The organism is Noviherbaspirillum sedimenti (genome assembly GCF_003590835.1).
GTDB classification, from domain to species: Bacteria; Pseudomonadota; Gammaproteobacteria; order Burkholderiales; family Burkholderiaceae_D; genus Paucimonas; species Paucimonas sedimenti.
Window position 1 is genome coordinate 1,787,038 of sequence record NZ_QYUQ01000002.1, and the last position, 12,666, is coordinate 1,799,703.

At 59.8% G+C, this 12,666-nt stretch carries 10 protein-coding genes and 1 tRNA gene; 3 read left to right on the forward strand and 8 right to left on the reverse strand.

Going from position 1 to position 12,666, the window contains the following annotated elements; all coding sequences use genetic code 11:
- Positions 1–13: 13 nt before the first annotated feature.
- From infB to D3878_RS08440, 6 genes are all read right to left on the reverse strand, one after another.
- Positions 14–2,833 carry a translation initiation factor IF-2 gene (gene infB / locus D3878_RS08410; protein WP_119785047.1) on the reverse strand — a complete coding sequence of 940 codons (2,820 nt, stop codon included), beginning with the start codon at positions 2,831–2,833 and terminating at the stop codon, positions 14–16.
- Between the two features lie 46 nt (positions 2,834–2,879).
- Positions 2,880–4,439, reverse strand: a complete 1,560-nt coding sequence (nusA, locus tag D3878_RS08415) for a transcription termination factor NusA (protein WP_119785048.1) — start codon at positions 4,437–4,439, stop codon at positions 2,880–2,882.
- The gene (rimP, locus tag D3878_RS08420; protein WP_119787780.1) at positions 4,436–4,924 is read right to left on the reverse strand and encodes a ribosome maturation factor RimP; all 489 of its coding nucleotides are present in this window, start codon (positions 4,922–4,924) and stop codon (positions 4,436–4,438) included. Before rimP ends, nusA begins: the two co-directional genes overlap by 4 nt.
- Before the next feature lie 271 nt (positions 4,925–5,195).
- Entirely contained in the window at positions 5,196–6,836 is a 1,641-nt protein-coding gene (gene rluB, locus D3878_RS08430) for a 23S rRNA pseudouridine(2605) synthase RluB (RefSeq protein WP_119785050.1), read from the reverse strand.
- Entirely contained in the window at positions 6,817–7,695 is an 879-nt protein-coding gene (gene scpB / locus D3878_RS08435; RefSeq protein ID WP_119785051.1) for an SMC-Scp complex subunit ScpB, read from the reverse strand. Before scpB ends, rluB begins: the two co-directional genes overlap by 20 nt.
- A gap of 145 nt (positions 7,696–7,840) precedes the next feature.
- Positions 7,841–7,917, reverse strand: a tRNA-Met gene (locus D3878_RS08440).
- Between the two features lie 143 nt (positions 7,918–8,060).
- On the opposite strand from D3878_RS08440, the gene D3878_RS08445 reads away from it, so the two are divergent.
- Complete coding sequence (locus D3878_RS08445; RefSeq protein ID WP_119785052.1) at positions 8,061–8,639, forward strand: NUDIX hydrolase; 579 nt, start codon at positions 8,061–8,063, stop codon at positions 8,637–8,639.
- 36 nt (positions 8,640–8,675) lie between these two features.
- Here the strand turns inward: D3878_RS08445 and D3878_RS08450 are convergent, their stop codons facing one another.
- Positions 8,676–9,878, reverse strand: a complete 1,203-nt coding sequence (locus tag D3878_RS08450; RefSeq protein WP_119787781.1) for an ammonium transporter — start codon at positions 9,876–9,878, stop codon at positions 8,676–8,678.
- Between the two features lie 184 nt (positions 9,879–10,062).
- Here D3878_RS08450 and aat point away from each other — a divergent pair, with 184 nt between their 5' ends.
- Both aat and D3878_RS08460 read left to right on the forward strand, forming a co-directional pair.
- Complete coding sequence (aat, locus tag D3878_RS08455; RefSeq protein ID WP_119787782.1) at positions 10,063–10,785, forward strand: leucyl/phenylalanyl-tRNA--protein transferase; 723 nt, start codon at positions 10,063–10,065, stop codon at positions 10,783–10,785.
- 77 nt (positions 10,786–10,862) lie between these two features.
- Positions 10,863–11,606 (forward strand): arginyltransferase, encoded by a 744-nt coding sequence (locus D3878_RS08460; RefSeq protein ID WP_119785053.1) that lies wholly within the window; start codon positions 10,863–10,865, stop codon positions 11,604–11,606.
- Here D3878_RS08460 and D3878_RS08465 read toward each other — a convergent pair.
- Entirely contained in the window at positions 11,603–12,658 is a 1,056-nt protein-coding gene (locus D3878_RS08465; RefSeq protein ID WP_119785054.1) for an IS630 family transposase, read from the reverse strand. The genes D3878_RS08460 and D3878_RS08465 overlap by 4 nt on opposite strands.
- Positions 12,659–12,666 lie beyond the last annotated feature (8 nt).

The following is a 12,666-nucleotide window of genomic DNA, read 5'->3' on the forward strand; positions in this document are numbered from 1 at the left end:
GACGCGCCGCGTCTTACAGCGTACGTGCGACTTCCTGCACCTCGAAGACTTCGAGCTGGTCGCCTTCTTGCACGTCGTTGAAGTTTTTCAGCGTCAGGCCGCATTCGAAACCGGCCTTGACTTCCTTCACGTCGTCCTTGAAGCGCTTGAGCGAATCGATTTCGCCGGTCCAGGTCACGACATTGTTGCGCAACAGACGGACCGAGGAACCACGCTTTACCAGGCCTTCGAGCACATAGCAGCCGGCAATCGCGCCGACCTTGCTGACCAGGATAACCTGGCGGATTTCCACCAGGCCGAGGGCCTGTTCGCGTTTTTCCGGTGCCAGCATGCCCGACAGCGCTGCCTTCACTTCATCCACAGCATCATAGATGATGTTGTAGTAGCGGATGTCGATGCCATTGGCTTCGGCCAGCTTGCGTGCCGATGCGTCGGCACGGGTGTTGAAGCCGAGGATGACTGCCTTCGAGGCAGTGGCCAGGTTGACGTCGGATTCGCTGATGCCGCCGACCGCTGCATGCACCACCTGCACCCGCACTTCGCTGGTGGAGAGCTTTTGCAGCGAATGCACCAGGGCTTCCTGCGAACCTTGCACGTCGGTCTTGATGATCAATGGCAGGTTCTTGACCTCGCCCTCGCCCATCTGTTCGAAGATGTTTTCCAGCTTGGCGGCTTGTTGCTTGGCCAGCTTGACGTCGCGGAACTTGCCCTGACGGAACAGACCGATTTCACGTGCCTTGCGCTCGTCCGACATCACCATGACATCTTCGCCGGCAGCCGGCACTTCGGTCAGGCCCTGGATCTCGACCGGAATCGACGGACCGGCTTCAGTAATGCTTTTGCCGTTTTCATCGATCATGGCGCGCACGCGGCCATAGCTCGAACCAGCCAGCACGATGTCGCCGCGCTTGAGCGTACCCGATTGCACCAGGATGGTCGCTACCGGACCACGCCCCTTATCAAGTCTGGCCTCCACCACCAGCCCCCGGGCTTGCGCTTCGACCGGTGCCTTCAGCTCCAGCACTTCGGCTTGCAACAGGACGTTTTCCAGCAATTCGTCGATGCCCTGACCGGTCTTGGCCGAGACATTGATGAAAGGCGATTCACCGCCATAGGCTTCCGGCACGACTTGTTCGGCGATCAATTCCTGCGTCACGCGCTCGGCATTGGCACCAGGTTTGTCGATCTTGTTGATTGCCACCACTAGCGGCACACCGGCAGCTTTCGCGTGGGCGATGGCTTCCTTGGTCTGCGGCATGACGCCGTCATCGGCAGCAACCACCAGGATCACGATATCGGTGGCCTGGGCGCCGCGTGCACGCATGGCGGTAAACGCTTCATGGCCCGGCGTATCGAGGAAGGTGATCATGCCGCGCGGGGTTTCCACGTGGTAGGCGCCGATGTGCTGGGTAATGCCGCCCGCTTCGCCGGAGGCGACCTTGGCGCGGCGGATGTAATCCAGCAGCGAGGTCTTGCCGTGATCGACGTGGCCCATGACGGTAACGACTGGTGCACGTGGCAGGCTTTCCGCATCGGTATGTTCGACACCTTCGGCCAGCAGCGCTTCCGGATCGTCCAGCTTGGCGGCATGCGCCTTGTGACCCATTTCCTCAACGAGGATCATGGCGGTTTCCTGGTCCAGCACCTGGTTGATGGTGACCATCTGGCCCAGCTTCATCAGGTGCTTGATGACTTCCGAAGCCTTGACCGCCATCTTGTGCGCCAGTTCGGCGACAGTCAGGGTTTCCGGCACATAGACATCCTTGACGACAGCCTCGGTCGGCGCCTGGAAATTGCTTTCGCGGTCGTCATCGTGGCCATGGCGACGGCCTCGCGGGCCAGAACGCCAACCGTCGCGGCCGCCCGCAGGGGCGCCCGGACCACGGGTTTTCATGCCGGCGCCGCGGCGCTTGGCGGCGTCGTCCTGCCAGGTCGACGACACATTGGCCGACTTGATCGACTTCTTGTCGCCGACGGCCGGTTTCTTTTCTTCCTTTTTCTCGCCAGGCTTCTTGTCTGCGGGCTTGTGCAGGGTGCCCTCGGCCGCCTTGGCTACCGGAGCCGGCGCCGGCTCCGGCGCCTTGATGACCTTGCGCGGCGTGCTCATCATGAGACGGATCTGCGCGACTTCGTCGGCCACGGCCTTACGTGCGCGCTCGGTCGCAGCAGCGCGCTCGGCAGCTTCCTTGGCGTCGTTCGCTTCCTTGGCTTGCTGCTCCGCCTTCTTGCGGCTTTCCTCGGCGCTGTCAGCCTTTTTCTCGACCACAGGCGCAGCGCTTGCTGCAGTCGCAGCGGCCTTTTCTTCCGCGGCCTTCTTGGCTTCGAGTGCCTGCTGCAGCTTCAAGGCCTTCTCGTGCTCGGCCTTCTCGGCTTCCAGCTTCGCCAGGCGCTCCTGCTTTTCACGCAGGTCGGCTTCCTGGCGGGCGATCAGTTCGGCCTGGCGCTGCGCTTCTTCGGCGCGACGCGCCTGTTCAGCCTCGTCGATCACGGGCGCGGCAGGCGCAGCCGGGGCTGCCGGCGCTGCCGGTTCATCACGCTGGACAAAAGTACGCTTCTTGCGCACTTCCACTTGGATCGTGCGCGACTTGCCAGTGGCGTCGGCCTGCTTGATCTCGGTGGTTTCCTTGCGCGTCAAGGTAATCTTCTTTTTCTCGGCATCAGGCGCAGCGCCATGAGCGCGACGCAGGTGACCGAGCAGCTTGTCCTTGTCTTCCTTGGACAGCTCATCGGACGCCGAACTCTTTACAACGCCGGCCGCGCGCAATTGCGTCAACAGCAGATCCGCCGGCATTTTCAGTTCGGTGGCAAATTGGGCTACATTGTTACTCGCCATTCAGTCCTCTTTTCTATGTGACTCGGTGTATGAAAAAACCTGCGGATTACTTCGCTTCCGCCAGGCTCCATGCGCGGGCCTGCAAGGCCTTGGCATGCTCATCGTATTTAGCATCGATGAGCTTCATCTCTTCATCGGTCACATCTTCAAATTCGTTATCAATCAATTGCTGCGCACGCTCGGCAGGCAGAGCCAGGATTGCGCCAAACTCGTCGTAAGCCAGGGCACCGAAGCCGTCCAGCGTCTTGACGCCGGCGAGGCCAAGCTTGCCCGCGATGATGCGGTCCATGCCTTCCAGGCTCACCAACGCATCATCCATGCCTTCCATGCCCTCCTCCGAGGCAATCGCCTCACTCACCAGGGCATCGCGGGCGCGGTTGCGCAACTCGTTGACGGTATCCTCGTCGAAGGCTTCGATATCCAGCATTTCCTGGATCGGCACGTAGGCGATTTCTTCCAGGGTGGCGAAACCTTCCTGCACCAGGATGTCGGCCACTTCCTGATCGACATCGAGCTTTTCGACGAACAGGGTGCGGACTGCTGCGGTTTCGGCTGCCGACTTGTCGGCCGACTCCTCGGCGGTCATGATATTGATTTGCCAGCCGGTCAACTCGGAAGCCAGGCGGACGTTCTGACCGCCGCGGCCGATGGCAATCGCGAGGTTTTCTTCATCCACCACCACATCCATGGCGTGCTTGTCTTCCTCGACCATGATCGAGGAAACATTGGCCGGCGCCAGGGCGCCGATCACGAATTGCGCCGGATCGTCGGACCACAGGACGATATCGACACGCTCGCCACCCAGTTCGCCGGTAACGGCCTGCACGCGCGAGCCGCGCATGCCGACGCAAGTGCCGATCGGGTCGATCCGCTTGTCACTGGTAAACACGGCAATCTTGGCGCGCACGCCGGCGTCACGCGCCGCCGATTTGATTTCCAGCAGGCCCTGTTCGATTTCCGGCACTTCCAGCTCGAACAGCTTCATGATGAATTCCGGCGCGGTGCGCGACAGGATCACTTGCGGGCCACGGGCATTGCGGTCGATGCGCAGGATATAGGCGCGCACACGGTCGCCGATACGCAGGTTTTCCTTCGGGATCATCTGATCCCGCGGCAGGCGGGCTTCGATCTTGCCCGATTCGACGATGGCGTCGCCCCGCTCCATGCGCTTGATGGTACCGGTCACGAGCGAGTCGCCGCGCTCCAGGAAGTCGGCCAGGATCTGTTCGCGCTCGGCATCGCGGATGCGTTGCAGGACGACCTGCTTGGTATCCTGGGCAAAGCGGCGACCGAAATCGACCGACTCGATCGGCTCCTCGATATAGTCGTCGACCTCGATGTCGGAAATCTGCTCCTTGGCTTCGAAATGCAGGATTTCCTGGTCGGGCAATTGCAGGCCCGCTTCGTCCGGCACCACGTGCCAGCGGCGGAAAGACTCGAACTCGCCGTTATCGCGATCGATGGAAACACGAATATCGACATCGCCCTCGTAGCGCTTCTTGGTGGCCTGTGCCAGCGCATGCTCGAGCGCACCGAACACGACTTCCTTATCGACATTTTTTTCGTGTGCCAGCGCATCGACCAGCAATAAAATTTCGCGACTCATGCTTTGCGACTCCTAAAATTCACCTGCGGCACCAAGCGTGCCTTATCCACGTCAGCGAGCGTAAAATCGAGCACCGCCGGACCATCTTTTGCTTCAAATTCCAATTTCAGCTGATCGCCTTCCGGTGCCAGCAAAATGCCCTGGAAACTCTTCCGGTTGGCTGCGGCTGCCATCGGCATGCGCAATTTCACCAGCGCTTCCTGGCCAGCGAAGCGGACATAATCAGCCAGTTTCTTCAGGGGACGATCCAGACCCGGCGACGATACTTCCAGTCGCTCGTAATTCACGTTTTCGACGGTGAACACGTGCGTCAGCTGATGGCTGACTTTTTCACAATCTTCTACCGTAATAGTGTCATGCCCATCCTGACCGAGCGCGGCAAGGTCGATATACACGCGCATCAGGCCGCGCGCGGCATGTTCGACATCGACCAGCTCGTAGCCCATGCCGGCCAGGCTTGTTTCGATCAATTGCTGCAATTGCACAAGATTCTCCGTTTCATGCCGGCGCGCCACCCAGACGCACAAGCCGCAAGCGGATCGAGCAAAAAAAAATGGGCCTACCGCCCATCTTTTTATGATTCAAGCCCGCCGGAATCCAGCTCGGAAGCACTTGCGCACCAACTTCTGTAAACGCAATATTATAAACGATTGATGCATCACCCGCAATGCGGGAATTTGCCCGAGCATGCGCTTCCGGCAAATATATTTCCAGAACAAAAGTGAGTAAGCGCCGACCTCTGCCGGCGCCACCACATTAGCCGCGCGTACGTCGGCGCATGCCCGTATTCGGCATGCCGCCTGCGCCCGAACCGCCATAGCCATAACCACCCTGGCCTTGCCCGCGCCCCTGTCCAGGACCACCACTGCCACTGCGTCGCCGCGGCTGCTCCATACCGGCAAAACCAAGCGCCGTTTGCAATGGATCAGGTTGGCGACTGCGCGACTGCCCTTGCGCACGTCCCTGGCCCTGGCCCTGACCCTGCCCTTGACCTTGTTGCCCTTGACCCGGACCGCGCCGCGGGCCCTTACCCCCCTCAGCCGACCCCAGGCCCTGACGCGGACCACGTCCTTTGCCGGCAGCAGCACTCTGGCCGGCGGTTTTTTCGAGGCCGGCCATACTCATCAGCTCACGCACGGCATTTTCTTCCATTTCTTCCCAGCGTCCGCGCTTCAGGCCGCGTGGCAGGGTCAGCACGCCATAGCGGGTACGGATCAGCCGCGAAACGGTCAGGCCAACCGCTTCGAACATGCGGCGCACTTCGCGGTTACGGCCTTCGCCAATGGTGACCCGGTACCATTTGTTGATGCCTTCGCCACCGCCGTCGGCGATGCGGGTAAATTGTGCCACGCCGTCTTCCAGCTCGATCCCGGCGAGGAGTTTCTGGCGCATGCCTTCCTCCAGTTCACCCAGCGTACGCACCGCATATTCGCGGTCGATGCCGTAACGCGGGTGCATCAGGTGGTTGGCGAGATCGCCGGAGGTAGTAAACAGCAGCAAGCCTTCGGTATTGAAATCGAGCCGGCCGACCGCAAGCCACTTGCCAGCCTTCATGGTCGGCAGGCGATCAAATACCGAGGGGCGGCCATCCGGATCGCTATGGCTGACGATTTCGCCAGCCGGCTTGTGATACACCAGCACGCGCGGCGGCCGCTTGCTGACCTTGCGCTGAATCAGCTTGCCATTGATGCGCACCTGGTCGGTCGGCAGGATCCGCTGGCCGATATGCGCAGGCTCGCCATTGACCGACACGCGACCGGCAATGATCATCTCTTCCATGTCGCGTCGCGAACCCAGGCCGACGTCGGCCAGCACCTTGTGCAATTTGGGCGCATCGTCATCCGCGGTCAGGTCGCGCCGCACATTCTTGGCTGGCGCCTGGCGCCGGCCGCTGGCGCCAGCTTCCGCCTCGGACACCGACTTGTCGAACGCGTCGGACGTCACGAAAGAAAATACGTCGTCGGCATCGCCCGCACCAGATCTGGCGGCGCCAGGTTGCGGCTTGCCACGCCCTTTGGCTGCAGGCTTGGCGGATTTGGCAGCCTTGGGGCCGTTGTTTTGCCGCGGCTCGCGCGGCTCACGAGGCGCGCGCTCAGCGGGCCGCTGCGGCACATTGGCAGGCGATGCTTCGGACTGGGCCGGGACTTCGGCCACTGCGGCTTCGGCATTAGCGCCTTCAGCTGCCGTGCCCGGGCCTGCAGCGGCGCGCTGGGCGGCACGGTTGCGCCGCATGTTGCGCGGACCGCGCAAGCCGCGCTTGGCGGGCTTGGCGCCAGCAGCATCCCGCCCGGCATCGTCAGCCGGCGACGCCGACCGGTCGCCACCCGAGGTCGAAGCATCCGCAGGGGAAGGAGCGGCAGAGGCCGCGATTACGTCATCAGGCTTGGGCAGAGTCATCGTTTGTTTCTTGGTTATCCAGGTCAGTCACGGCGGACGCGTCCGCAGCGGGTGCCGCGTCGCCTGAGAGCGACGGGCCAGTAGCAGTCACGGGCACATTCCCGGCTGCCAGTTCATCAATATCGGTAGCCATGGCAGCTTCAAGCGCTTCCATCGCTTCAGAAACTTCCGCCGCCCGTTCGGCGGCGGGGCCGCGCCCGGCATCGGCTTGAGCGCCATCTTGCGCATTTGACTGCGACAATTCGGTTGGCACCTGCTCGAAATTTTCATGCAAGCTTGCTTCCAGGGCTTGGATTTCAAGCAAGCTCCCTTCCTGCAGCTGACCCGAAGCCACTTGCTGCAGCGGCGGCAGCTGATCCAGCGCGGTCAGGCCTAGGTCGTCCAGAAACTGTTTAGTTGTGGCAAACAACGCAGGGCGCCCCGGCACATCGCGGTGACCAATCGATTCGATCCAGCCGCGATCTTCCAGCATCTTGATGGTTTGCGAATTGACGGTGACGCCACGAATTTCCTCGATATCACCCCGGGTGACCGGCTGCCGGTAAGCGATGATGGCCAGCGTTTCCAGTGTGGCGCGCGAATATTTCGGCGGCTTTTCCGGATTCAGGCGATCGAGGTAAACCTTCATTTCAGGGCGACTCTGAAAACGCCAGCCCGTCGACAGGCACACCACTTCGATTCCCTTGCCGCTCCAATCCTCGCGCAATTCCTCAAGCATCTGCCGGATCGCATCGGCACCGACTTCTTCCTCGGCGTCGCCATGGGCAAGGTACAGCTTCTTCAAGTCATTGATCGACAATGGCTCATGCGCGCAAAGCAATGCGGTTTCGAGGACCTTCTTCGCCTCAGCTGTAATCATGTACGGCTCTTGCACGGCTAGTTTTATTAGTAAGTTTCGCAGAGGTTTAAACGACCGATGCCAAGATGTCGTCTGATAGAGAACCTGCAGATGCTGCGTTCCGACGCCCGTGAGGAGGTGATGATGGGCGGGAATATTAAGACTTTGGTTGCGGGGACAGGATTTGAACCTGTGACCTTCGGGTTATGAGCCCGACGAGCTGCCAGACTGCTCCACCCCGCGTCTGAGTCGAACACTATACATCGAATTAACGAATATTGCAAACCCTGCCGAGCAATTGCCACATGATGTTACACTTGTCGCAAGCAGCAGCCGCGATTGCCATACGACTGCACATCTATCCTCTTGACGCCCTTTGATCCCGTATGAAATTCTGCTCAGAATGCGCGCATCCGGTCGCGCTCCTGGTTCCGCCGGATGACAATCGCCCACGCCATGTCTGTTCGCAATGCGGCACCATTCATTACCAGAATCCCAAAATGGTCATCGGTTCGATACCAGTCTGGGACGCGGATGGCACAGCGCGCGTACTCCTGTGCAAACGCGCCATCGAACCGCGTTACGGGTACTGGACCTTGCCGGCCGGCTTCATGGAAAACAATGAAACCACTGCAGAGGCAGCCGTACGCGAGACCGAGGAAGAAGCTGGCGCACGCATTGCATTGCATCCATTGTTTTCAATGCTGAACGTGCCTCACGTGCACCAAGTGCATATGTTTTACCGGGCGCGCCTGCTGGACCTGGATTTTGCCGCCGGCACCGAAAGCCTGGAAGTCAGACTGTTTACCGAGGCCGAAATTCCCTGGGACGACCTCGCCTTTTCGACTGTCAGCCATACCCTGAGGCTGTTTTTCGCCGACCTGGCCAAAGCCCGCGAAGGCGCGCCTTTTGGCTTCCACACCCAGGACATCCGCAAGCCCCAGGATATTCGCCAGCCGGTGTAGATCCGATATGCCGGTGCCCCGGCGTCCCGTTGCCCGCTACCTGCCGATTTCCCGCTCGGCGGTAGCGCTGATCTTGTGGATGGAAAGATCCGCCCCCTCGAATTCCTGCTCGGGATCCAGTCGCAATCCGACCACGGCTTTCAATCCGCCATACACGGCCGCGCCACCGACCAGGGCAATCACCACACCCAGGGCCGTGCCGACCAGTTGCGACAGGAACGAAACGCCGCCCATGCCGCCGAGCGCCTTCAGGCCGAAAATCCCCGCCGCCAGGCCGCCCCAGGCGCCACACAAACCATGCAGCGGCCAAACGCCCAGCACATCGTCAATCTTCCACTTGTTTTGCGTCAAGGTGAACATCTTGACGAAAATCGCCCCGGCCACGCCGCCGGTGATCAAGGCACCCAAGGGGTGCATCAGGTCGGAACCGGCACAGACCGCCACCAGTCCCGCAAGCGGCCCGTTATAAACAAAGCCCGGATCATTCTTGCCCAATACCAGCGCCACCAGGGTGCCGCCAATCATGGCCATCAGCGAATTCAAGGCCACCAGCCCATTCATGTTTCCAAGCGTTTGCGCACTCATGACGTTGAAGCCGAACCAACCGACAGTCAGGACCCAGGCGCCCAGGGCAAGAAAGGGGATGCTGGAGGGTGGATGCGCCGTCATTACGCCCTCCTTCGTGTAGCGTCCGCGCCGCGCGCCGAGCAACAGCACAGCCGGCAAGGCAATCCAGCCACCTACGGCATGTACCACGACCGAGCCGGCAAAATCATGAAACTCGTGCGAAAAAGTTTCCTTCAGCCAAGATTGCAAGCCAAAATGATGATTCCAGACAATTCCTTCGAAGAAGGGATAAACCAGGCCAACCAGCAAGGCTGTGGCTGCCAGTTGCGGATAAAATCGCGCCCGTTCCGCGATCCCGCCGGAAATGATTGCCGGAATGGCCGCGGCAAAAGTCAGTAGAAAAAAGAATTTCACCAGCTCAAAACCATTTCTTGCGGCCAGCACTTCAGCGCCGGAAAAGAAATTGATGCCATAAGCAATGCTGTAGCCGACAAAAAAATAGGCGATTGTGGACACGGCAAAATCGACTAAGATTTTAACCAGTGCATTCACCTGATTTTTTTTGCGAACAGTGCCCAACTCGAGAAAGGCGAAGCCGGCATGCATCGCCAAAATCATGATCGCGCCGAGTAAAATGAACATGGCGTCTGCGCCATTTTTAACCCCATCCATGCAAAAATTCTCCCAATAAACGTGCAAGATCATGAAAACGTGCTTCTTTAAAGCAAATTTCATTCCATTTTGGTGCAATATCACAAGCCATTGTTTTTTATGAGAAAATTCTTTCTTTCAATTTTACAAAGCCGCCGGACGCACCGGAATTGTGCGATATCGTGATGCAAATTAGGGCATGACCATGATCCCCTGGCTGGAAGTGGATGCGCCATTTCCAGATGTCGCGCAAGCGCTGACGGAAAATGATGGCGCAGCGGGACTGCTGGCGGCCGGTGCCGACCTGTCGCCCGAACGCCTGTTGCAAGCCTACCGGCATGGCATTTTCCCCTGGTTTTCAGAGGGGCAACCCATTCTCTGGTGGAGTACCGATCCACGCATGGTCTTGATGACGGATCGCTTTCATATCTCCGACAGCCTGAAAAAGACCTTGAGAAAAGTCGAGCGCAGCCGCGCGGCGGCAGGTGAGTGGGAAATCCGTTTCGACAGCGCCTTCGAGGAGGTCATGCGCGCCTGTGCCGCACCCCGCGTCGACGGCCCCGGCACCTGGATTTCAGAGGAAATCATCGCCGGCTATGGCGCCCTGCACCGGCAAGGCTATGCCCATAGCACCGAGGCCTGGCTCAATGGCCAGCTGGTCGGCGGCGCCTACGGCGTGTGCATCGGCCGCATGTTCTATGGCGAATCGATGTTCGCCCGTGTCAGCGATGCGTCCAAGATTGCCCTGGCTTACCTGGTACATTTCCTGAAAACCAATGGTGTTGCCATGATCGATTGTCAACAGGAGACCGGCCACCTGGCGTCGCTGGGGGCTACGCCGATTCCCCGCGCCCGCTTCCTCGCCCATCTGAGGCAGGCGGTGGCGCAGCCCGGCATCGCGTGCTGGAAGCCAATCGCTTTATTTTGAGCGCAGTGTGATAAAACGCATGCAATCGGTGTAAATTATTGATTCAAACGCTGTCAACCCGCTGGTAACAGAACGACATGACGCACCTGAAGGATCTGCCCTTTTCAACTTTGCAGTTTTATGCGACTGCACCCTACCCGTGCAGCTATCTGGACGAACGGCAAGCGCGCTCGCAGGTGGCCACGCCTTCGCACCTGATCAACGCGGATGTCTATTCGGAACTGGTGCAGAACGGCTTTCGCCGCAGCGGCATTTTCACCTACCGGCCGCACTGCGACGGTTGCCAGGCTTGCACGCCGGTGCGCGTCGTGGCAAATGAATTCGCCGCCAGGCGCAGCCAGCAGCGCGCCTGGCAACGCCACGGCAATCTGACTGCCCAGGTCACCAGCCTGACCTACATGCATGACCACTACGAACTGTACCTGCGCTACCAGTCGGTACGCCATGCCGGCGGCGGCATGGACCAGGACAGTCGCGACCAGTATGCGCAATTCCTGTTGCAGAGCAAGGTCAATACGCGCCTGGTGGAATTCCGCGAGCCGGACGGCACCCTGCGCATGGTCAGCATCATCGACGTGCTCGATGACGGCCTGTCGTCGGTCTATACGTTCTACGATCCGGATGTGCAGGGCGCCAGTTTCGGCACCTACAACATCCTGTGGCAGATCGAACAGACCCGAAAACTCGGCATGCACTACGTCTATCTCGGTTACTGGATCCGCGAAAGCCGGAAAATGGCTTACAAAATGAATTTCCAGCCGCTGCAGGCGCTGCGCCTGGGCCGCTGGGAAGCACTGCAAGACCAGCCGGAACCAGACTAGTGGACTGTAACAATTGATTCGGGAGTGATTCGCTTGCTTGGATCGAAGTACTTCCACTTCACTGGCTTTGGCTGGGTGTTGTAGTGACGGATGTAACGCATGAGTTTTCTCTTGAGATCCGTCAGCGATGTGAAAACGCCCCGCGCAATGACGTCGCGTTCGATTTTTGCAAACCACAGTTCGACCTGATTCAGCCAGGATGAATACGTAGGAGTGAAATGCATATGCACCGTGGGATGCGCCTCCAGAAATGCCGCGACGAGCTTGGTTTTGTGCGCGGAGAGATTGTCGGCGATGACGTGGATTTCTTTGCCCTTGGGTTGGTTGGCGACGATGTCTGTGAGGAAGGCCACGAACTCAGCCGAGGTGTGCCGCGCAGCGGTCTTGCCCAGCACCTCGCCAGTCCTGGTGTTGAAGGCGGCATACAACGACAGCGTGCCGTGCCGGTAGTATTCGAATCCATGGCGTTCGGCGCGTCCGGGCGACAGCGGCAGCACTGGGTCTTTCCGATCCAGCGCCTGGATCGCAGTTTTTTCGTCCACGCAAAACACGGCCGCGTGCTGGGGCGGATTCATGTAGAGGCCAATCACATCGGCGGCCTTGGTCTCAAAGTCGGGATCGTTGGAGGCGAGATAGCCTTCGAGGCGATGCGGCTTGATGCCATGCTTGGCCCAAATGCGCGCGACCGCCATGTGCGAAATCCCCCCGCCCAGTTCGGCAGCCAGCTTGCGTGTCGACCAGTGCGTCGAACCATCGGCCGGTTTGTGTTTCGTGGTTCGGGCCAGGACGCGTGCCTCGATGCGGTCGGTGACCTTGTAGCGTTCCCGCCCGGCATGGCGCGAAAACAGTCCGGCAAGCCGGTCTGCGGAAAAACGCTTGCTCCAGAGATCAATGAAGCTGTCGCTGCAATCGAGCTTGGCGCGGATATCGGCCCAGGTATGGCCATCGGCCAGCAGCAAAATCAGCCGGGCGCGACGTGCAGTATCTGCCCGTCCATTCCTCGCACTGACCTGTTGTTGGAGCTCCATGCGTTCGCTTTTGGTGAGTATCATCATGCCCT

Coding starts and splice junctions, on each gene's coding strand:
- infB (WP_119785047.1), bottom strand. CDS start 2,833: ATGGCGAGTAACAATGTAGCCCAATTTGCCACCGAACTGAAAATGCCG.
- nusA (WP_119785048.1), bottom strand. CDS start 4,439: ATGAGTCGCGAAATTTTATTGCTGGTCGATGCGCTGGCACACGAAAAA.
- rluB (WP_119785050.1), bottom strand. CDS start 6,836: ATGACTCTGCCCAAGCCTGATGACGTAATCGCGGCCTCTGCCGCTCCT.
- scpB (WP_119785051.1), bottom strand. CDS start 7,695: ATGATTACAGCTGAGGCGAAGAAGGTCCTCGAAACCGCATTGCTTTGC.
- D3878_RS08445 (WP_119785052.1), top strand. CDS start 8,061: ATGAAATTCTGCTCAGAATGCGCGCATCCGGTCGCGCTCCTGGTTCCG.
- D3878_RS08450 (WP_119787781.1), bottom strand. CDS start 9,878: ATGGATGGGGTTAAAAATGGCGCAGACGCCATGTTCATTTTACTCGGC.
- aat (WP_119787782.1), top strand. CDS start 10,063: ATGATCCCCTGGCTGGAAGTGGATGCGCCATTTCCAGATGTCGCGCAA.
- D3878_RS08460 (WP_119785053.1), top strand. CDS start 10,863: ATGACGCACCTGAAGGATCTGCCCTTTTCAACTTTGCAGTTTTATGCG.
- D3878_RS08465 (WP_119785054.1), bottom strand. CDS start 12,658: ATGATACTCACCAAAAGCGAACGCATGGAGCTCCAACAACAGGTCAGT.